This window comes from Micromonospora parathelypteridis (genome assembly GCF_014201145.1).
Lineage (GTDB): Bacteria > Actinomycetota > Actinomycetes > Mycobacteriales > Micromonosporaceae > Micromonospora > Micromonospora parathelypteridis.
The window spans coordinates 215,210-234,671 of the sequence record NZ_JACHDP010000001.1; the positions used below are offsets into that span (position 1 = coordinate 215,210).

The 19,462-nt window shown below is 71.4% G+C and carries 18 protein-coding genes; 10 read left to right on the plus strand and 8 right to left on the minus strand.

What is annotated here, in order from left to right:
* Window positions 1-10 precede the first annotated feature (10 nt).
* The 3 genes from HNR20_RS00935 (at window position 11) to HNR20_RS00945 (ending at window position 4,235) form a co-directional block, all read left to right on the plus strand.
* Window positions 11-1,660 carry a coiled-coil domain-containing protein gene (locus tag HNR20_RS00935; protein ID WP_184175504.1) on the plus strand — a complete coding sequence of 550 codons (1,650 nt, stop codon included), beginning with the start codon at window positions 11-13 and terminating at the stop codon, window positions 1,658-1,660.
* A 170-nt stretch (window positions 1,661-1,830) separates the two neighbouring features.
* The gene (locus tag HNR20_RS00940; RefSeq protein ID WP_184175506.1) at window positions 1,831-2,604 is read left to right on the plus strand and encodes a methyltransferase domain-containing protein; all 774 of its coding nucleotides are present in this window, start codon (window positions 1,831-1,833) and stop codon (window positions 2,602-2,604) included.
* Between the two features lie 236 nt (window positions 2,605-2,840).
* Entirely contained in the window at window positions 2,841-4,235 is a 1,395-nt protein-coding gene (locus HNR20_RS00945) for a dihydrolipoyl dehydrogenase family protein (protein WP_184175509.1), read from the plus strand.
* A gap of 16 nt (window positions 4,236-4,251) precedes the next feature.
* Here HNR20_RS00945 and HNR20_RS00950 read toward each other — a convergent pair whose 3' ends face one another.
* From HNR20_RS00950 to HNR20_RS00960, 3 genes are read right to left on the minus strand one after another with little or no spacing between them, the layout of a single operon-like run.
* Window positions 4,252-5,019 (minus strand): nucleotidyltransferase domain-containing protein, encoded by a 768-nt coding sequence (locus HNR20_RS00950; protein WP_184175511.1) that lies wholly within the window; start codon window positions 5,017-5,019, stop codon window positions 4,252-4,254.
* 36 nt (window positions 5,020-5,055) lie between these two features.
* On the minus strand, window positions 5,056-6,396 hold the full coding sequence (locus tag HNR20_RS00955; RefSeq protein WP_184175513.1) for a hypothetical protein: 1,341 nt from the start codon (window positions 6,394-6,396) through the stop codon (window positions 5,056-5,058).
* Between the two features lie 5 nt (window positions 6,397-6,401).
* A complete protein-coding gene (locus HNR20_RS00960) occupies window positions 6,402-6,866 on the minus strand; it encodes a cupredoxin domain-containing protein (protein WP_184175515.1) in 465 nt (154 codons plus the stop codon).
* Between the two features lie 102 nt (window positions 6,867-6,968).
* Here HNR20_RS00960 and HNR20_RS00965 point away from each other — a divergent pair, with 102 nt between their 5' ends.
* On the plus strand, window positions 6,969-7,835 hold the full coding sequence (locus tag HNR20_RS00965) for a copper resistance CopC family protein (RefSeq protein ID WP_184175517.1): 867 nt from the start codon (window positions 6,969-6,971) through the stop codon (window positions 7,833-7,835).
* 247 nt (window positions 7,836-8,082) lie between these two features.
* Window positions 8,083-10,917: a ricin-type beta-trefoil lectin domain protein gene (locus HNR20_RS00970; RefSeq protein ID WP_184175519.1), complete on the plus strand. Its 2,835-nt coding sequence runs from the start codon at window positions 8,083-8,085 to the stop codon at window positions 10,915-10,917.
* Window positions 10,918-11,029: 112 nt separating this feature from the next.
* Here the strand turns inward: HNR20_RS00970 and HNR20_RS00975 are convergent, their stop codons facing one another.
* Window positions 11,030-11,416: a DUF2267 domain-containing protein gene (locus HNR20_RS00975; RefSeq protein WP_184175521.1), complete on the minus strand. Its 387-nt coding sequence runs from the start codon at window positions 11,414-11,416 to the stop codon at window positions 11,030-11,032.
* A gap of 198 nt (window positions 11,417-11,614) precedes the next feature.
* Between HNR20_RS00975 and HNR20_RS00980 the strand changes: the two genes are divergently transcribed.
* The 4 genes from HNR20_RS00980 to HNR20_RS00995 all read left to right on the plus strand — a co-directional run bounded on the left by HNR20_RS00980 (window position 11,615) and on the right by HNR20_RS00995 (window position 13,941).
* Window positions 11,615-11,947 (plus strand): DUF4440 domain-containing protein, encoded by a 333-nt coding sequence (locus tag HNR20_RS00980; RefSeq protein ID WP_184175523.1) that lies wholly within the window; start codon window positions 11,615-11,617, stop codon window positions 11,945-11,947.
* A 30-nt stretch (window positions 11,948-11,977) separates the two neighbouring features.
* Window positions 11,978-12,814: an oxidoreductase gene (locus HNR20_RS00985; RefSeq protein WP_184175526.1), complete on the plus strand. Its 837-nt coding sequence runs from the start codon at window positions 11,978-11,980 to the stop codon at window positions 12,812-12,814.
* A gap of 225 nt (window positions 12,815-13,039) precedes the next feature.
* Window positions 13,040-13,459 (plus strand): ATP-binding protein, encoded by a 420-nt coding sequence (locus HNR20_RS00990; RefSeq protein WP_184175528.1) that lies wholly within the window; start codon window positions 13,040-13,042, stop codon window positions 13,457-13,459.
* A gap of 104 nt (window positions 13,460-13,563) precedes the next feature.
* Window positions 13,564-13,941 carry a nuclear transport factor 2 family protein gene (locus tag HNR20_RS00995; RefSeq protein ID WP_184175530.1) on the plus strand — a complete coding sequence of 126 codons (378 nt, stop codon included), beginning with the start codon at window positions 13,564-13,566 and terminating at the stop codon, window positions 13,939-13,941.
* Between the two features lie 6 nt (window positions 13,942-13,947).
* Here the strand turns inward: HNR20_RS00995 and HNR20_RS01000 are convergent, their stop codons facing one another.
* From HNR20_RS01000 to HNR20_RS01015, 4 genes are all read right to left on the minus strand, one after another.
* Window positions 13,948-14,469, minus strand: a complete 522-nt coding sequence (locus HNR20_RS01000) for an SUKH-4 family immunity protein (protein ID WP_184175532.1) — start codon at window positions 14,467-14,469, stop codon at window positions 13,948-13,950.
* A 136-nt stretch (window positions 14,470-14,605) separates the two neighbouring features.
* On the minus strand, window positions 14,606-15,076 hold the full coding sequence (locus HNR20_RS01005) for a molybdenum cofactor biosysynthesis protein (RefSeq protein WP_184175535.1): 471 nt from the start codon (window positions 15,074-15,076) through the stop codon (window positions 14,606-14,608).
* 109 nt (window positions 15,077-15,185) lie between these two features.
* Window positions 15,186-17,291, minus strand: a complete 2,106-nt coding sequence (locus HNR20_RS01010; protein WP_184175537.1) for a PQQ-dependent sugar dehydrogenase — start codon at window positions 17,289-17,291, stop codon at window positions 15,186-15,188.
* 37 nt (window positions 17,292-17,328) lie between these two features.
* Window positions 17,329-18,276, minus strand: a complete 948-nt coding sequence (locus HNR20_RS01015) for a LamG-like jellyroll fold domain-containing protein (protein WP_184175539.1) — start codon at window positions 18,274-18,276, stop codon at window positions 17,329-17,331.
* Between the two features lie 109 nt (window positions 18,277-18,385).
* Here HNR20_RS01015 and HNR20_RS01020 point away from each other — a divergent pair, with 109 nt between their 5' ends.
* Entirely contained in the window at window positions 18,386-19,444 is a 1,059-nt protein-coding gene (locus tag HNR20_RS01020; RefSeq protein WP_229687399.1) for a LacI family DNA-binding transcriptional regulator, read from the plus strand.
* Window positions 19,445-19,462: the final 18 nt, after the last annotated feature.

Below are 19,462 nucleotides of genomic sequence, written 5' to 3' on the forward strand. Positions count from 1 at the left end.
AGGATGGTGCATGTCCATCGGCGCTGAGCCGCACGCAGTACGCGACGATGCGGCCTCGCGGCCGAGCTTCGAGCTCGCCCTGCGCGGCTATGACAAACGCCAGGTGGACCGGCACCTGGAGCAGCTCGACGGTCAGATCACGATGCTGAGCGGGGAGCACGGGCGCTCCGCCGTCCGGGTCCGTGAGCTGACCGCAGAGGTGCAGCGGCTGCGTACCGAACTGGCCGAACTACGGGAGCAACCGGTGCAGGTGGACCGCGCCTCGATCCACGACCTGGGTCCGATGGTCGCCGAGATCATGACGCTCGCCGACAAGCAGGCCGCCATGATCATCGAGTCTGCCACCGACCGGGCGAACGAGCTGCGCAGCGAGTCGGAGCGGATTCTCCTCGACACCCGCGAGCGGGCCGCGCAGGCACGGCAGGACCTGGCCGAGGAGTTGGCGACCCGGCGTTCCGAGCAGGAGCAGGCGCACGAGGAACGGCGCACCCTGGCCGAGGCCGAGTTGACCGCCATTCGCGAGCACGCGGAGCAGTTGCGCGCCGACGGTGAGGCAGCGCACGAGCGCGCCCAGCACGAGGCGAAGCGGATCACCGAGCAGAGCGCGCAGCAGCTCAACCAGACCCGGGTCGCCGCCGACGCGCTGATGAAGTCGGCCCGTACCCAGATCCAGCAGGAACTCCAGTCGGCCCGCTCCAAGAACCAGCAGGAGATGGCCCAGTGGCAGGCCAGCGTGGAGCGGGAGGTCAACGAGCGGCGGACCGCCGCCGAGCAGGACATCGCCGAGCAGCAGGCCTCCACCGAGCAGGAGCTCGCTGAGCAGCGCAACGCGACCGAGCAGCAGATCGCCGAGCTGTTGGCCGAGGCACAGCAGCACGTGACCGAGCTGCGCAACCGGGCCGACGAGCAGGCTGCCAGCCACCAGGAGCAGCTCACCGCCCTGCAGCAGGAGATCGAGGAGCGCCAGCAGGAGGCCACCGAGCTGAACGCCGAGCTGGACACCGCCGGTCAGCAGCTGGCCGAGATCCGCCAGGAGGGCGAGACGCTGGAGAACGAGCTGTCGCGGATGCAGCAGCGGCTCAACGAGGTCCGCCGGGACCTCACCGCCGAGAGCACCCGGCTGGACGAGGCCCGCCGGGCCGGCGACGCCGCCGAGCGGCACGCCAAGGAGGTACGCGCCCGGGTGCAGCGGGAGGCGAAGCGGGTGGCCGACCTCGCCGCCGCCGCGGTCATGGCCGCGGCAGCCGGCGGTACGGAGACCGCCGAGTACCCGATGGTGGGTGCCCGGTCCAGCGCCGACCGGTCCCCTGTCGATCGGGCCGGGGGTGTGCGGCCCGAGGGCGACCGCCCCGGCGACGACCAGTCCGTCACTGATCAGTCGAGGGCCGACCAGTCGGCTGTTGATCAGTCGAGGGCCGACCAGTCCGGTGCGCACCAGACCGGTGCCGACCAGGCCGGTGCCGAACAGTCCGGTGCCGAGCGTGCGGACGGGCCGACCACCGTGGACGAGCCGGTCGCCGCCTCGGCCGAGCGGACGACCGCCCCGGACGGGCCCGCCGACGAGGCTGAGCGGATCTTCACCCGACCTGACGCCCCGACGCCCGTGCCGTTCATGGCCTTCGGGCAGCCGGTCAGCGAGAACGGCGCAGCTCGGCACTGACCTCGACAGTGGTCGACCCGGGCCCGGAGCGAATCCGCACGGGCCCGGGAAGACGGTCCGGTCGAAAAGCTGCGGGCCGGGCCGGCCGCCGCACGCGAACGGGGTCGACCCGCACCGAATCTGCACATTCTCGTCGCAGGACGTACGCGACTCTGTGTTTGGGTTGGCGGATGAGTCAACTCGCGACGGCGACCACCGCCCCGAATCAGATCGCGTACCTGGACGCCGCCGCTGCCACCGCTGTGGGTGTCGAGTACAAGCAGCGTTTCGTCGAAGCTCTCAGCCTCCAGCCCGGGCATTCCGTGGTGGACATCGGCTGCGGCCCCGGGACCGATCTCGGACGGCTCGCCGACGCGGTTCAGGCCAGCGGCCTGGTTGTCGGAGTCGACCGCGACCCACGAATGTTGGCGCAGGCCGGTCGCCGGCTGGCCGACAGAGCAACCGTCGAGCTGTGCTCAGGCGACGCCCACGACCTTCCGCTCGCTGACGCCAGCATGGACCGGGCCAGGATGGATCGCGTCCTGATGCACGTGCGGAGTCCCGCACACGTGCTGGCGGAGGTCCGTCGGGTGCTGCGTCCGGGAGGCCTGTTCGGGATGGCAGAGCCGGACTGGGACACCCTGGCGGTCGCGGATGAGGACGTGCGGACGAGTCGCCGCTTCGCCCGGTTCGTAGCGGGACGGGTGCGGCACCCGACGATTGGTCGCGAGCTTGTCCGGTTGTCGGCGCAGTCCGGCCTGCAGGTGAGATCGGTCGAGGCGATCGCCGTGGTGTTCCGGGACTTCGACACGGCGGACCAGATCCTGGGCTTGCGGCGCAACTCCGCTCGCGCGGTGCTGGCCGGGGAGTTGACCGATGAGGATGTTCAGCCCTGGCTTCAGCGTCTCGCGGACGGCCCGCTGCTGGCGGGCTTCACGTTCTATCTGGTCACCGCCCAAGCCTGACCCCGTCGCGTGATCAACTCCAGATCGCCGATGTTGCGGTATCCCCGCGCATGGATACCCCCACCTCGGCGACACGGCTCGCACCTGGACCTTGACGATCACTCTCGGCTGCGGCTCGAGCCGGGCGATTCTGCCCGGAACCGCGTCGACGGTCCCGTCGGACCTGCCAGGCTGGGCTGGCCGCCGCGCACCAGCGGCGGCCGCCGGCCCGGCCCGGCGACCGAGAGGAGCGACCGGTGACCGACCGACCGGAGGAGTTCGACCTGCTCGTCGTGGGCGGCGGCAAGGCCGGAAAGACGTTGAGCATGGACGTCGCCCGGTCCGGACAACGGGTCGCGATGGTCGAACGCGGCATGATCGGCGGCAGCTGCATCAACGTCGCGTGTATCCCGACGAAGGCACTGGTGACCAGCGCGCGGGCGGCACGTCACCTGCGTGGCGCGTCCACGCTCGGCCTGGCGGTCGAGGGCGGCCGGGTCGACGTGGACCTGTTGCGCGCGCACAAGCAGGACGTCGTCGAGGGGATGGTGGCCGCCAACCGGCAACAGTTCCTCGACTCGGGACTGCACCTGGTGCTCGGTCAGGCCCGGTTCGTCGGCCCGCGGACCGTACGGGTGTCGCTCGCCGACGGTGGCGAGCGGTTGTTGCGCGGCGCCGACGTGGTAATCAACACGGGTACCCGCCCACACCTGCCGGCGGTGCCCGGGATGGCCGAGGCCGGGGTGCTGACCAGCGAGACGCTGCTGCACCTGGACCGGCTGCCGGCCCGACTGGTGGTGCTCGGCGGCGGCACCGTCGGGGTCGAGTTCGCGCAGATGTTCGCGTCGTTCGGCAGCACGGTGACGCTGATCGAGGGTGGCCCCCGGCTGCTCACCCGCGAGGATCCCGACGTGAGCGACGCCGTGATGCGCGTCTTCCTCGACGACGGCATCGACGTACGCGTCGGCGTCGCGGTCGCCCGCATCGACCGTGACGTCGCCGGCACCGTCCGGGTGACGTTGGACGACGGCAGCCTGGTGACCGGAGATGACGTGCTGGTGGCGGTCGGTCGGGAACCGGTGACCGACGGGCTCGGCCTCGACGCGGCCGGCGTACGGCTCAGCGAGCGTGGCTTCGTGGTGGTCGACGAGCACCTGCGCACCAGCGCCGAGCGCACCTGGGCGGCCGGGGACGTCGCCGGCAGTCCCCAGTTCACCCACGTCGCGCTGGACGACTACCGGATCATCCGGGTGAACCTCGCGGGGGGCCAGCGCAGCACCGCCGACCGACTGATCCCGTACACCGTCTTCACCACCCCGGAGCTGGCCCGCGTCGGGCTCACCGAGACCGAGGCGCGCCGCGCCGGGCACGACATCCAGGTGGCTCACCTGCCGGTTGCCGCGATCCCCCGGGCGCGCACCCTGCGCCAGACCGAGGGCATGTGGAAGGCGGTCGTCGACGCCGGCACCGACCGGATCCTCGGCGCGGCGCTGCTCGGCGCCGAAGCCGGTGAGGTGATCACCTCGGTGCAACTGGCCATGCTCGCCGGAATGCCGTGGACCGCCCTGCGCGACGCGGTCATCACCCACCCGACCATGACCGAGGGTCTCAACCTGCTCTTCGCCTCACTGCGGTCCCGCCCGGTCCGCTGAGCGCCGCGCGGGCTGCCTAGCCGGCGATCTCGTCGCGTACCCGTTGCTGGAAGGCGCGCGCCTGCGCCCCGGTGGGCGGCGGTCCCCCGTGCCGCGCGGCGACCGCACGACGGATCACCTCGGCCGGGTCACCGACGTCGATCAGCCGCTGACCGGCCGCGACCTTGGCCAGCCACACGCCGTCGCGGTGCCGCACCAGCGATCTGCACGCGCCGAGCACCGCGTCCTCCGCACCGGGCGCGGGCTGGTCGTCCGGCGGGGTCGGCAGGGCCAGCCACCAGGAGAGCGCCTCGGTGAGCAGGCGACGCAGGTCGGCCGGGGCGAGGTCGGCGAAGGCCTCCCCCGCTGGCGGGCCGAGCAGCGGCAACCCGCTCTGGTGCAGGATGCTGCGATCGAGCCCGTACCAGAAGCGGCCGTCGGCGGCCGGTCGGTCGGCGGGGTCGAGGGTGCACCGGAACGGCATTCGGGACCCGGTGTTCAGCTCGACCTCGAAGGCGGGCTCCGGCGTTCCGGAGGCGGCCACCGCACGCTGGTACACGACCAACTCCAGCCCGCGCGCCGGGCAGGGCAGGGCCTCGTGTCGTAGCCGCGCCACCAGCGCCCGCTTGACGGCGTCGGTGAGTGGCCCGGCGCTGACCAACGCGACGTCCACGTCGCTGCGACCGGCCTGGTACGCGCCGAGCCCCACCGAGCCGGCCGCGTACGCGCCGACAAGGTCGGCCCCGAGTACGTCCCGGGCGGCGGCGACCAGGTCATCGAGGTAGCGCTGAAGATCGGAGTCCACGAGCCATTTTGACTCAGGAGTCACAACCGGGTCGGACTACCCCGCGTAGAGCAGCAGCAGACCAGCGACGGTGTACGCGACCATCAGCGCCAGCAGCGGGAGTTGACCGGCCACCGCCCGGGCCCGGGGGAACAGGTACAGGGCGCGGTCGTGGGCGAGCAGGGTGCCGAGCAGGTGCCCGAGGACGATGACGGTGATCTGGAGGGTGGCCACGCCGGAGGGCGTGAGCAGACCGGTGTACGGCTCCCAGCCGGCGGTGCCGAGCCAGTTGGCGCCGGTGCCCAGGGGGTCGGAGAGCAGCGCGACGGTGCGCTGGCCTTCCAGGATCAGCAACGAGTAGTAGTGCGCCACCACGTAGCCGACCGCGATCGGCACGATCGAGTGGGCGATCTCGCCTGGCACGCCACGGGCTTCGACCGGGTCGGCCCGGCCGATGCGCGCCGCGGCTCCGGTGGCGGCGAGGTACGCCAGCGCGACAGCCGCGATGACCAGGATCAGTCCGGCGCTGCCGGTGACCGCCGGGTGCAGGCCGTTCTCCTGGGTGAAGCGCAGCCAGCCCGGCGCGTTGGACAGGCTGTCGTACATGGTCGAGCCGAGCAGCACGATGACCACGGCGACCAGGCCGGGGCGGGGCCGCAGCCCGGCGATCCCGTCGAGCGGGTTGCGCCACACCAGCACGCCGTCCGTGGCCCGGCCGAGCGGAGCGAGTTGACCGATCAGTGCGCTGTACACCTCGAACGGGTCGGCGCGGTCGAACCAGCCGGCGCCGAACACCGCGGCCCCGGCCAGCATGACCACCGCGTACGCGGCGAGCCAGGCGGTGATGACCGGCAGGGTGGCCCGTTCGGGTGCGACCAGCTCCAGCCAGACGAATCCGAACAGCGTGGTGGCGGCCGGCCACAGACCCACACCGTCCGGCAGCTCACGGACCCCCCGGTTCGGGTCGCGCCGTGCTGCCAGCGCCGCGAGCAGGTGCACCGTCCGTAGCGGGTTGACCGCCCGCCAGACCGGGCCGAGCAGCAGCGACAGCGGTGCCAGCCCGACCCAGAGCAGCACGTAGAGCGCGCCGGCCGTCGGGTTGTCCGCGGTGTCCGGCCCGCCCAGCAGGCCCAGGCAGAACCAGGCGGCGGCGAGCAGGCCGAGCCCGCGCAGCACCCACCGGAGCGTGGGTGCGTCGACGAGCCGGGCCAGCCGTTGCGGCACCGGGCGGCCACCGGTCGCGTCCCGGTCGAGTCGGGGCTCGCGCCAGAGCAGACCCAGCGCGAGGAATGTGACGACGAGGGTCAGGGCGGCGGCGACGACGAGCTGCGGCAGTGTGATCGGCAGGTCCTGGCGGCCCCCGACGCCGTGCGCCAGCACCGTCTCCACGGGGGTCATGTCGCTCAGCGGACGACGAGCTGGAACAGCACCAGCTCGGTCTCGTGTGTCTCCACCTCGAACAGGCCGGTCTTGTCGGCCCGGAACTCCACCGAGCCGGGTGTGCCGGCCGGCAGTCGAGCGCCCAGGTCGTAGCCGTGCACGTGCAGCTCGTCCGACACGTCCGAGGTGACCGTGATCCGGACCAGCTCGCCCTTGTCCACGGTGACCCGGCCGGTCGGCGGGTTGATTCGCCGCTTCGCGATCGTCACGACGATCTCGCGGTCCACGGCCGGGGTGCTGGCGCTGGGTGTCGGGCTGGCCGACGAGGCCGGCGCGGTGGCGGTGGCGGCGCTCGACGGGGCGGCGGACGTGGGTGCCGTGGAGGGGGTCGCCCCGGACGGGTCGTCGCCCTGCCCGCAACCCGTGACGAGCAGGGCGGTGAGGACACCGGCGGCGAGGGCGGTGGAGGTGCGGGTACGGACGGACACGGGCGGACTCCGAACGACGCGAGGGGACGGGTGTCGAGTTGATCGTCGGGGAGGAGAACTCTACGTCTTGTTCGGCGGGGAGGAAATGACCATGATGAACGAATGCAATCGAGGCTCGTCACTGTCAGTAACACCCTGAGCCGTGCCGCGGCGGCGCTGGTCGCGACACTGGCGGTGTCGCTGTTACTGCCCGCCGCTCCGGCGTCCGCGCACGGCCAGTTGGCGACCTCCACCCCGTTGACCGGCACCGTTGTCCGCGAGCCACTGACGCAGGTGGCGTTGTACTTCACCGAGAAGCCGGCCTCCAACGCCCATTTCACCCTCACCGGGCCGGCCGGGTCGCGAGTGGACAGTGGCTGGTCGCACGGCGAGCCGAAGCGCCTGGACAAGCCGGTCCAGGAGTACTTCATGGTCAACGGCGTCTTCGAGCCGCGGCTGTACCACACCGGCTTCCCGGCCATGGTGACCGTCGCGCACTGGCCGGCGAAGGGCCGCTACACCGCCAACTACCTCTCCGTCGCCTCCGACGGTGAGGCGGTGCGGGGCACCGTCACCTTCGACTATCAGGGGCCGAGCACCGCGGCACCGGCCGGCTGGACGGCGCCCACGGCCGGACCGGAGCCGGCACTGCTCGCCCAGGCCGAGGGCAGGGCATCGGCGAGCCCCGGCGCCACGGGCGGCCTGCCGGACGTCACCGGCGCTCCGGCGACCGGGCCGGCCGATGCCACAAAGAAGCAGGGCGGCGGGTTTCCGGCCTGGCTGGTGCCGGCCCTGATCGTCGTCGTCGTCACCGCGATCGTGTTGGTGGCGGCCCGCCGCCGACCCGCCGCGCGCACGACCTCCACGCCGAGTCGACGGCCCACCGGCCCCGCGCGCAAGGCCGGTGCACCGACCCGCAAGGTCGCCACCCCGGCTCCCCGCAAGTCTGGCAACCGGGCCGATGGTCCAGCGCGGCGCGGACGACGGTAGGCCACCTCCACACCCGGCATTCTCCGCGTACCACCGCGAACTTTCGCACGGACATCGGGAACTTTTGATGTATCGACGTGAAGCCATGGACAGTCCAATCGAAACGCCTTAATGTCTCGACCCATCAACCCGGTGTTTCCGGATCGTCACTCGTCGGCGTCGAGGACGTTTCGGAGCCGGGCCGACGGCCACCCCCACCACTGAACCGTCCCGGCCGTCGGAAACTCCGCTCCCTCCTGGAGGAACGATGGGCACACGCCTGCTACGCCGACTCCGCAATCCCGTCCTGGGTGCGCTGGCACTGGTCCTCACCGCCGGCCTCTGGGCCGCCCCGGCCACCGCCGCCCCCGAGCAGGAACCGGGCGTCACGCTGCGCGTCTTCGACGTGCAGGTGCCGCTCTCCGAGATCTGCACACTCAAGCCCGCGCAGACCCCGAACGTGGACAAGCTGATGTCCACGATCAACTGGACCTCGGCGGCCGACTTCGGCTTCGAGGACAACTTCGTCTCGCAGGTGCTCGGCAACATCACCACCACGCAGGCCGGCAGTTACACGTTCCGGCTCAGCAGCGACGACGGCTCCAAGTTGTCGATCGACAACGCCGTGGTGATCAACCACGACGGGCTGCACGGGGCCACCCCGCCCAAGGAGGGCACGGTCACCCTCACCGCCGGGCTGCACCCGCTGCGCATCGACCACTTCGAGCGTGCGGGTGGTCAACAGATCACCCTGGAGTGGAGGACGCCCGGCTCGTCGTCCTTCGTTGTCGTACCGAACTCGGCGCTGAGCACCGACGCCGGCGTGGTCCGTGTGACCGCGCCCGGCCGCAAGGAGTGCGAAGGGATCACCGACTCCCCCGGCGACGGCCTCCCACTGACCGCTGTACACCCCGGCTACACGCTGACCAACCTGCGGCCCAGCGGCTTCCAGCCGAAGGTCACGGGCATGGACTGGCTGGCCGACGGCCGGCTGGTCATCTGCACCTGGGGTGGCAGCGACCAGTCCGGCTCCTCTCAGGACGGTGAGGTCTGGATCCTCGGCAACACCGGCGGATCGACCAGTCCGGGCAACGTGACCACCAAGAAGATCGCCGGAGGGCTCAAGGAGCCGATGGGGCTGAAGGTCGTCGACGGGGTGGTCTACGTCACGGAGAAGCAGCGGCTGACCCGACTGGTGAACACCGGCGGCGACGAAGTGGCCGAGCGCCTGGAGACCGTCGCCACCTGGCCGTACGGCGGCAACTTCCACGAGTTCGCGTTCGGCCTGCTCTACCAGGACGGGTTCTTCTACCTGAACCTGTCGGTGTCGATCAACTCTGGCGGCGCGACCACCAACCCGCAGCCCGCGGTCAACCGGGGTACGACCCTCAAGGTCAACAAGGACACCGGCGCGGTGAGCTACGTCGCCGGCGGCCTGCGTACCCCGCACGGCATCGGCTGGGGCCCGGAGAACGGCATCTTCGTCACCGACAACCAGGGCGGCTGGCTGCCCTCGTCGAAGCTGTTGCACGTCAAGCAGGGCCGGTTCTTCAACCACTACACCAACCCGGCCGGCCCGTTCGACACCAACGCGGTCACCCCGCCGGTGCTCTGGATGCCACAGAACGAGATCGCCAACTCGCCCAGCACGCCGCTCTACCTGACCAGCGGCCGTTACGCCGGCCAGTTCGTCATCGGCGACGTGACGTACGGCGGGCTGCAGCGGGCCTTTGTGGAGAAGGTCAACGGCGAGTACCAGGGCGCTCTGTTCCGGCTCACCCAGGGCCTGGAGGCGGGCGTCTCGGAGGTCAACGTCGGCCCGGACGGCGCGATCTACGTCGGCGGGCTCGGTGCGGGCGGCAACTGGGGTCAGACCGGCAAGCTGTCGTACGGCCTGCAGAAGCTCACGCCGAACAGCACCACCGCGTTCGAGATGCTCGCCATGCGGGCCACCACGGCCGGCTTCGAGGTGGAGTACACCCAGCCCGTCTCGACGGAGACCGCCGCCGACCTGGCGGCGCACTACAAGATCAAGCAATGGCGGTACGAGGCGACCTCGAACTACGGCGGCCCGAAGATCGACGAGGAGACGCTGACCGTCACCTCGGCGACCCTCTCCGCGGACGGCAAGAAGGTCACCCTCGCGGTGGCCGGGCGCAAGGCCGGGCGGGTGGTCCACCTGCGCTCGCCTCGCCCGTTCACCTCGACGAGCGGCCAGTCACTGTGGAGCACCGAGGCGTGGTACACGCTCAACGCCATCCCGGGCGTCACCCCGCCACCGACCGGCGGGACCAACCTGGCACTCAACAAGCCAGCCGTCGCGGACAGCTCCTGCTCGACGACCGAGACCCCGGCCAAGGCCGTCAACGGCAGCGTGACCGGCGGCAACGGCGACAAGTGGTGCTCGAAGGGCACCACGAAGTTCCTCCAGGTGGACCTGGGAGCCAGCCACCCGGTGAACCGGGTCGTGGTCAAGCACGCCGGCGCGGGCGGTGAGGACACCGCCTGGAACACCCGGGACTTCACCGTCGCGTCCAGCGCCGACGGCACGACCTGGACCACCCGCGCCACGGTGACCGGCAACACCGCGAGCACCACCACACACGGCGTCTCCGCACCGGGAACCCGCTACGTCCGGCTGGCGATCACCGCACCGACCAGCACCAGCGACACCGCCGCGCGCATCTACGAGCTGGAGGTGTACGCGAGCGCCAGCGGCACCCCGGGCACCATCACCGGAGTCGCCGGCAAGTGCCTGGACATCGACAACGCGGGCACCGCCGACGGCACGAAGGTGCAGTTGTGGACCTGCAACAGCACCACCGCGCAGTCGTGGAGCCGGGTTGGGGAGACCTACCGCGCCCTGGGCAAGTGCCTGGACGTGGACAACGCGGGCACCGCCGACGGCACGAAGGTGCAGCTGTGGACCTGCAACGGGACCGGTTCCCAGGTGTGGCAGCCGCAGTCCGACGGCTCGATCCGCAACCCGCAGTCGGGCAAGGTCCTGCAGGCCGCTGGCGGTGGCACCGCCGACGGCACGCAGATCCAGATCGGCACCAACTCCGGTGCCGCCCACCAGAAGTGGGTGGTCAACGCCACCTGACGACGGACGGGGCCTGACCCGGGTGACCGGTCAGGCCCCACTCCGGGCCGGTCGAGACCGGGTGCCGGCGAGTTGGGCGCACAGCGCGGTCGACTGCCGTGTCGGCGGTCGGTCAGGGACCGTGGGGCAGCGGCTGCGCCAGCGCCCGCAGATCCGTCGGGAGTTGGGCCAGGGCCTCCTCGAACTCCCGGTGCCCGACCACCCGGTGCATCGTCTGCAGGACGGCCCGCGCGCCCCGCTCGGCGGCGGGCCGGTCGATCCCGGCGCGGTCGGCCACCCGGCGCAGGAACTCGTCGTAGCCGAACGCTTCCGGCGGCTCCGCGGCCTTGACCAACAGCGGGCTCAGCTCGTCGGCCAGGTGGGGGGCGAGCGCGCCCGCCTCACCGCCGCTGAGCCGCTCGGTGAGGGTCCGCAGAACCGCCTCGGTCAGTGGACGCGCCTGCTCCGGCGAAATGCCCGCCCGCGCCGCAACCTTGTCGATGAATGCCAGCTCGGCCATGCCCCCGCCCTTCGTTCCGGAAACGCGTGGCTACCCGGGCCAACCGGCGGCAAACCCGGCAGTCGACGCGGATGCCCGCTCTGGCGATCGGTGGCGTTCTTCTGGTTGCTCCGCGCGGTGCCGTCTGCTTCTCGTACGGTGAGGTCGGACCGGGAACCCGACGGCTGCCGACGGCGGCCCGTGCCGCAGGAGGAGCAGATGGCGGTCGACCTGCCCGACGTGATCGACCGGTACTTCCGGGCCGTCGACGACCGGGACCTGGATGCCTTCGTCGCCTGCTTCGCGGACACCGCGAGCGTCGCCGACGATGACCGGGTGTACGACGGACGGGCCGCGATCCGCGCCTGGCGGCAGAAGACGATGGATGCCACCTCGTACACGTCCGAGCCGGTTCGTGTCACACCGCAGGCGGGCGACTCGTACCTGGTCCTCAGCCGGGTTTCCGGCGACTTCCCCGGCAGTCCGATCGAGCTGCGGTACCGGTTCACGCTGCGGGATGACCTGATCGGCGCCCTGGACATCCGTCCGTAGCAGCTGGAGACCGCCCACCGAGGAGGCGACGTGCCACGAGTCTGGCTCATCACCGGTTGTTCCCGCGGGCTCGGCCGGGCGCTCGCCGAGGCCGTGCTGGCCGACGGCGACCAGCTGGTCGCCACCGCCCGCAACCCGGCCCAGCTCGACGACCTGGTCGACCAGTACGGCGACCAGGTCAGGACGATCGCCCTCGACGTCACCGACCCGGTCGCCGCCCACACCGTCGTACGCACCGCCGTGGACACCTTCGGAAGCCTGGACGTCCTGGTCAACAACGCCGGGTACGCCGACGTCGCCTCGATCGAGGACATGCCGGAGGACGCGTTACGGGCTCAGATCGAGGCCAACTTCTACGGGGTGGTCAATCTGTCCCGCGCCGCCCTGCCAACGATGCGCGATCAGCGGCGCGGGCACATTCTCCAGATCTCCAGCGTCGGCAGCCGGGTCGCCAGCACCGGTCTGGGCGCGTACCAGTCGGCCAAGTGGGCGGTCAGCGGTTTCTCCGGGGTGCTCGCGAAGGAGGTCGCGACGTTCGGGATTCGGATCACCAGCGTCGAGCCGGGCGCGCTGCGCACCGACTGGGCCGGCTCGTCGATGACCATGCTGCCGATCAGCGACCCGTACCAGCCGGTCATCGACCCGGCCGTGCAGCGGCTGCGCCAGGCCAGCGGCAACCAGCCGGGCGACCCGGTCCGGGCCGCCCAGGCGATCATCCGGATCACCCGGGTCGACGACCCGCCTCTCCGGTTGTTGCTCGGCGCCGACGCTGTGGCGGGCGCCACGGCTGCCGCCGAGGCCCTTGCCGCATCCGATGCGCGGTGGCGCGAGTTGAGCGAGTCCATCGTCTTCGATGCGGCCCCCTGACCGGCCCCGGCACCGGGCCGACGACGCACGATCGGGCCGGCCGGCGTGTGATCGACCTCCGAACGGGCGAGACGGCTTTCCGGCCAGCGGGTGACATGATGTGCCCGACAGCTGTCGCTACGAGAAGGGTTGCTGCTGCCCGATGGCGCACTTCGAGGCTCGCACGTCCACGGCACCCGGGCCTATCGTGGTGACGCGCACCGACGATCCGCAGCTGGCGGGCTGATGCCGGCGGAGCGACCGGAGACCGTGACCGAGCAGAGCGTCCCCGCCCCCCTCGCGGACACCATGCCGTACCGGGTGGCGACCGACGTCCGAGCGCTGCGTGGGTTCGTCAGCGCCGGGGCGCTGGCCCGGGGTCTGCCGCCGGATCGGGTGGAGCTGCTGACGCTGGCGATCAGCGAGTTGGCCACCAACACGTTGCAGCACACCACCGGCGGTGGCTGGGTCCGGCTCTGGGCCGAATCGGGGCAGCTGTTCTGCGACGTCGTCGACCAGGGGCCGACGCGGGCGTTGGGCCGGGCCATGCCGGCCGCCGACGCGATACGGGGTCGAGGGCTGGCGATCGTGGAACGGGTCTGCGACGAGGTCGCCGTGCTCACCAGCCCCGGGCAGACCGTCGTACGTATTCGCCTGAGCCTGTGACGGGGGCGGCGATCCACGCCCGCGCAGGTTACGTTGGCTGCCACAATGCGGACAGCCCGGGCCGACGGTGACACCGGGTCGAGCCCGATCGGGAGGATGGCACGATGCCGGACAGCGCACGCGAGGCAGAGCTGCTCGATGCCGAGCGCACCCTGCAGGACGCCCAGCGGGCCGGCGACGCGGCCGCCCTCGATCAGCTGCTCGTCGACCAGCTGATCGCCATCGGTCCGGACGGCGGTACGTACACGAAGCAGGATGACCTGGCCGCTTACCGGGACCGCCGCTCTGTCGTGGAGGAGCTGGTCGAGGAGGAGCTGGACCTGCTCGTCGTCGGGTCGACCGGGGTGACCTTCTTCCTGGGCAGGGTGGCCGGGGTGTCCGAGGGGACGGCGTTCGCGGCACGCCTGCGCTACACCCGGACCTGGGTCCACGACGACCCGCACGGTTGGCGGGTCCTCGCCGCACACGTCAGCCCGGTCTGACTCAGGTCACTCCTCGTCGTCCTCGTCGAGCAGGCCCTGCTCATCGAGGTACGCGAACCATCGGTCGTCCGCGGGGGTCAGCTCGGCGTAGCCGGGGCCGAGCAGGTAGTAGTCCACGAAGGAGCCGAGGTCGGGGGCGAGTTCCTCGAACGCGTCGGACATGAACCACTCGGTGCCGTTCGGTGGGAAGTACCAGATGGCGCCCGTGCCACGGTCCATGAAGATCGGCTCGTCGCTGCGGGTGCCCACCACCAGCCAGCCCGCCCGGTCCTCGGGGATGGACGAGAAGTCCGGCGCGTAGTCGAGGTGGTACTGCATTCCGGCCAGGGTCGACGTGGACGCCAGCTCGACCCGACCAGCGCGCAGCCCGTCGGCCGCCAGCAGCAGATCCCGCAGGTCGGCCGGGAGACCCACCGGTACGGCATCGATGGCGGCGCCCTCGCCGAACTCGGCCCACGCCAGGCTGGCCGGTTGGTCGGCCAGGTCCGCCCGCAGCTCCTCGATGAGCTGCCGCAGCTCGGGGATCAATGCACCACCTCTGTTCGGATCAGGTCCCGTCCGGCGTGCCGGGGTCCATCCCGCAGACCTCCGAGCCCATGCGCGTGTTGGTTCTACCACGCACTGGCGCGCGGGAGCGTCACCTCGCCGAATCGGCTGGCCCGGCTCAGGTCACCGCAGCGGCGATCGCGCCAACGCGCAGGGTGCCGTCGTTGAGTGGCGTGCAGCGGATGCCGCCAGTGGTGCGCAGCGCCTTCCACGTTCCGGGGCCGACGGTGACGTCCATCCAGGCGCAGGGCCGGGCCGCCCGGTTGACCCGCAGGCTGACCGGGCCGTCGCCGGAGTCGAGGACCAGCACCTTGCCGATCAGCTCGTCCACGGCGATCCCCGTGGTGAGGATGTTGCGCCGGACCTCGGCCAGGCCGATGCCGACCGGCAGGGACTCCCGGGCGATGACCGTGACGCTGGCGTCGCGGTGCGCCTGCTGGCCGAAGTACCGGTCGCCGACGATGCCGAGACTGGCCCGGATCTGGACCACGTCGACCAGTTCGCCGGGTGGGGCGGGCGCCGGGCCGTCGGAGGGCCGGCCCAGGAAGCGGTGCACGGGCGAGGCCAGCAACTCGACGATCTCCGGCATGGCAGGGATTCTACGAACCGGACAGGGTCCTGCGGGCCAGGTCGACGGACCGGGCCGTCGGCGGTGTGGACGGCGGCTCGAAGAATCGCCGTCCACACCGCGACAGGGCTCAGGCCGGCGTGCCGGTGACGGTCAGGTTTCGCAGTCGGCCCACGTTGTCGAAGGAGCCGAAGCCCACCCGACCCGAGCCGAACGTGGTGTCCTTCGCGGTCAACAACGGGTCCTTGTGCCCGTCGACGTAGACCGCGATCTCGCCGGTCGCCGGCAGGTGCACCACCCGGACGTCGTGCCATTTGGCATCGGTGATGGCCGGGTTGGCGCCACGGGACCGGCCGTTCCACTGGTGGTCGATCCGCTCCCGGTCGGCATTGTCGACCTTGAAGATGCCGTTGTGCGGATAGATCGTGTTGTCGGTGGAGAGGTGGGCGTAGTAGAACTCGGTGTCCGAACGCCAACCGAACACGATGATCACATCACGGTTGGTGACCTCCACCGGGGTGTCGAGTCGTACCCGGGCGTCGATCTGCACCGACGACCACGCCGATCCGGCGGTCAGCACCGCGTACTCGAACGGACGGCGGGGGCCCGGCCGGCTCTCCCCAGCCTCCGCGAGGATGACCTGGTCGTGGGTGAACTGCCACTTCGCCGGCGTCACCGGCGCCCAGTTCGACGCCCCGGCGGTGCGTCGCAGGGTGGTGTCGCCGACGTCGCCGCTGGCGAACACCCGGGTGCCGGTGACCTTCCAGATCTTCCCGTTGGCCTTGGCGACCAGGTAGAGCTCACCGGCCGCGTCGGTGCCGAAGCGCAGGTCCACCCGGTTGGGGTCGCCCGGCGCACCAGGCCCGGAGAGGTCCCGCATCCGGACCGGACCGCCCGCCGCGTCGAAGAGCGCGAGTTGATGGATCGGGGCCAGGCCACGGCCGCGGCGCATCTCGTTCGCCTCGGTGTAGAGCACCCGGCCGTCGACCAGGTCACCGAAGACGTACTTGCCGCGCAGCGCGGGCAGCGCCCGCCCCCGGTAGACGAACCCGCCGGCCACGGCGACGCCGACGTCGTCGGTGCAGTTCCAGCCCGCGGCCGGGTCATGGTCGTACGCGGCGACCGGGTATGTGTAGCCGTACCGGTCGTCGTCGGCGGGCAGCGGGAACAGCCGGTCGCAGGGGTTCGTGGCCGCCTTGTCGAAGACGAAGGAACCCTCGCGCTCGCTCCAGCCGAAGTTGTCGCCGGCGCGGACCTCGTAGATCGCCTCGACGGCGTGCTCGCCGATGTGCCCCAGGTACATCCGGCCGGTCGCCCGGTCCCAGCTGAACCGGTGCGGGTCCCGGAAGCCCACGGCGTAGATCTCGCCGAGCGCGCCGGTCTGGCCGACGAACGGGTTGCGGGGTGGGATGCCGTATCGCCCGTTGGCCGAGTTGGTGCCCCGGGGGTCGATCCGCAGCAGCTTGCCGTGCGGCAGGCCCAGGTTCTGTGGATCGGTGTTGCGGGCGCCCTGACCGCCGTCGCCGACCGCGAGGTACAGCAGGCCGTAGTCGGCGTCGTGGCGCTTGGCCGTGGGGTTGAAGTTGATCTCCTGGATGCCGTGCACCTGGCCACCGAAGCCGATGCGCAGCACCTCGCGGCGGGTGCCGGCGAACGTGTCGGCGGCCGGGTCGGTCGCCGTCCACTCGGTGATGACACCGTGGTAGATCGCGTTCGGCTGGGCGTAGTCCGGCGGCGTGCTCGTCGCCGCCGAGGCCAGTTCGGTGTGGATGGTGTAGAACCGGCCGTTGGCACCGAATTCCGGGTGGAAGGTGACGTACCCGAAGCCCTGGCCGAGACCACGGCCGGAGAAGAACCGCGGCGCGAACGTCGCCGCCACGTCGAGGTAGACGTGCGGTACGCCGTTCTCGACCAGGTAGAGGTTGCCGTTCAGGTCGGGCACCGCGCGTCGGCCGGAGCCGTCGGGCAGCTCCATGATGGTGTTGATCCGCGCGGTACGCATGAGCCGCGGATCGGTCGGAGCCGGAGTGGGTTGCGACTGCGGGAAGTTGGTGTACTCGCTGAGGACCAGCCCGAGGCGGGACTGGATCGGCATCTCGGGGATCGGGTCGTAGACCGCGTCGGCAGCCCGGGCGGGGCTGGCGACCAGGGTGGACAGGACCAGCACGAGGGCGGCGAGTCCGGCCGTCAGCGCGGATCGGCGGACTCCGCCGGTGCGGCGGTGGAGGATGAGCACGCGTGTCTCCTTCTCGGTGGGACGGTGCCGAGGGTGGTCAGCGGGCCAGGTGGCGGTACTGCCTCCGGACGTCGTTCGCGGAGACCACACTGTCGAGGAACATCAGGCCGTCCATGCGGCAGTCACACGGGTTGCGTTCCAGCGTGTCCTGGGGGAAGCTCCCGCCGATCTTGATGCCCCGAGGGTCGGAGGCCGTGGTGACGTGCGGGCCAGGCCCGGACACCAGCCACGGGTCGTCGGTCCGGGTGTAGAACCCGTCCACCGGTTCGCCGTTACGGTAGAGGGCGAGAGCCCCGGTGCCGAAGTCGAAGGTGGCGGCGAGGTGCACCCACTCCCCCACCGGCAGCAGTTCCCGCCAGTCCCGGTTGGCGGCGAAGGTCTGCGAGTTGCCGCCGTCGAGGCGTCGGCCGAGCGCGACGAGACGCAGCTCGCCGTCGACGTCGATCAGCTCCAGCAGGGCGCGGACGCCGTGACCGTCGGAGTCGCCGGTCAGCACTCCGGCCAGCCCGATCGCGTTGTACCTGTCGTCCGGGTCGGCGGTGGTGGAGTTGGGCAGCGGGCTGTCCATGTTCAGCTTGAACCAGCCCATCACGGTGGTGCCGCCGGTGGCGCTGAAGGCGCGCAGCGTCCGCACTCCGCTGGCCGACCAGGTGCCGGCCTTCCAGTCGTCGTTGCCGGCCACCGCCGGGTCGACCTGCCGCGTCCGCACCGCGTTGCGGCTGCCCCGGTACGCGTGGTCCGGCACCCGCATGGCGGCACCGCCGTTGATCAGCTCGATCTCGGTGCCGGAGCGGCCCTGGTCGCGCTCCAGCGCGGGGTCGCCGGGCACCGGGTGGTCGAAGTCGTACGCGGCGACCAGGTGCGCTCGCAGGGCCGGGTGGACGTCGTGCGAGATGCTGCGATCCGCCTGCGCCGGCGGCGCCGCGGCGCCGGTCAGCGCGCCGACCGCCAGGAGGGAGACGGCGGCTCGTCGGGCCCTGGACATGGGCGTTCACCTCACTTCACGGCACGCCGGTGCCGGTTGCGTAAGCGCTTACGTAAGCGCTTACGTACCCTAGGCTTCGACGAACGTCACTGGCAATAGATCGGGTGGCATGAATACCTTCGGGGGGTTGCGGATGCCCAGGGCCAACCAGCGGCCGCGCCTCGTGGACGTGGCCGAACACGCCGCCGTCTCGCTGGCGACCGCATCCCGGGCCCTCGCCGGCCGCGAGGGGGTCAGCGCCGAGGTGGCCGACCGGATCCGGCAGATCGCCCGCGAGCTGGGATACGTCGCCAACCCGTACGCCCGCACCCTGGCCAGCGGAGCCAGTTCCACCGTGGGCCTGATCGTCCACCAGGTCGACGACCCGTACTTCTCCGAGATCGCCGCCGGAGTCATCCAGCTCGCCGCCGAACAGGGACTACTGGTGCAGATGTGCCAGTCCGGACGCGACCCCGGCTACGAGCTGCAACAACTGCGCCACCTGATCGCCCAGCGGGTCGGCATCGTGCTGATCAGCGGTTCGGGCTACGACGACCCCCGGGTGGAGGCCGCGGCCCGCGCCGAGCTGGCCGCGTTCCAGGACCACGGCGGACGCGCCGCCGCCATCGGACGGCACGCGCTCGGCATCGATGCCGTCCTGCCGGACAACGAGGCCGGCGGTTTCGCACTCGCCCAGCACCTGATGGATCTCGGCCACCGGCGGATCGCGGTCGCCGCCGGCAGCGCCGGACTCACCACGGTCGCCGATCGGCTGGCCGGCGTGTCGTCGGCCCTGCGGCAACGCGGGCGGTCCGACGCCGACCTCGCCGTCGTGCACAGCGACTTCACCCGCGGTGGCGGACGTGCGGCCGCCGAACAGATCCTCAACGAACATCCGGCAACGACAGCGATCATCGCGCTCAACGACGTGATGGCCATGGGCGTGCTGTCGACGCTGAGGTCCCGCAGCGTGCCGGTGCCGGCGCGGATGTCCGTCGTCGGCTTCGACGACGTCTCGGTGGCGGCCGACCTCGCGCCCAGCCTCACCACCATCCGCCTGCCGATGACCGAGATGGGGCGCACGGCCCTCACCCTCGCGCTCAAACCACGCTCGATACGCCCTCGCCGCCGACCCACGGGACACCTGCTGGTCGTCCGCGACTCGACCGGGCCCGCACCGAAGACCTGACCGGTCGGCCGCACCGCC

Bases quoted from the DNA above. Each gene is read 5' to 3' on its own strand.
- HNR20_RS00940 (WP_184175506.1), top strand. From the start codon at position 1,831: ATGAGTCAACTCGCGACGGCGACCACCGCCCCGAATCAGATCGCGTAC.
- HNR20_RS01015 (WP_184175539.1), bottom strand. From the start codon at position 18,276: ATGTCCAGGGCCCGACGAGCCGCCGTCTCCCTCCTGGCGGTCGGCGCG.
- HNR20_RS01020 (WP_229687399.1), top strand. From the start codon at position 18,386: ATGAATACCTTCGGGGGGTTGCGGATGCCCAGGGCCAACCAGCGGCCG.
- HNR20_RS00975 (WP_184175521.1), bottom strand. From the start codon at position 11,416: ATGGCCGAGCTGGCATTCATCGACAAGGTTGCGGCGCGGGCGGGCATT.
- HNR20_RS00980 (WP_184175523.1), top strand. From the start codon at position 11,615: ATGGCGGTCGACCTGCCCGACGTGATCGACCGGTACTTCCGGGCCGTC.
- HNR20_RS00990 (WP_184175528.1), top strand. From the start codon at position 13,040: ATGCCGGCGGAGCGACCGGAGACCGTGACCGAGCAGAGCGTCCCCGCC.
- HNR20_RS00995 (WP_184175530.1), top strand. From the start codon at position 13,564: ATGCCGGACAGCGCACGCGAGGCAGAGCTGCTCGATGCCGAGCGCACC.
- HNR20_RS00965 (WP_184175517.1), top strand. From the start codon at position 6,969: ATGCAATCGAGGCTCGTCACTGTCAGTAACACCCTGAGCCGTGCCGCG.
- HNR20_RS01005 (WP_184175535.1), bottom strand. From the start codon at position 15,076: ATGCCGGAGATCGTCGAGTTGCTGGCCTCGCCCGTGCACCGCTTCCTG.
- HNR20_RS00955 (WP_184175513.1), bottom strand. From the start codon at position 6,396: ATGACCCCCGTGGAGACGGTGCTGGCGCACGGCGTCGGGGGCCGCCAG.
- HNR20_RS00970 (WP_184175519.1), top strand. From the start codon at position 8,083: ATGGGCACACGCCTGCTACGCCGACTCCGCAATCCCGTCCTGGGTGCG.
- HNR20_RS00935 (WP_184175504.1), top strand. From the start codon at position 11: ATGTCCATCGGCGCTGAGCCGCACGCAGTACGCGACGATGCGGCCTCG.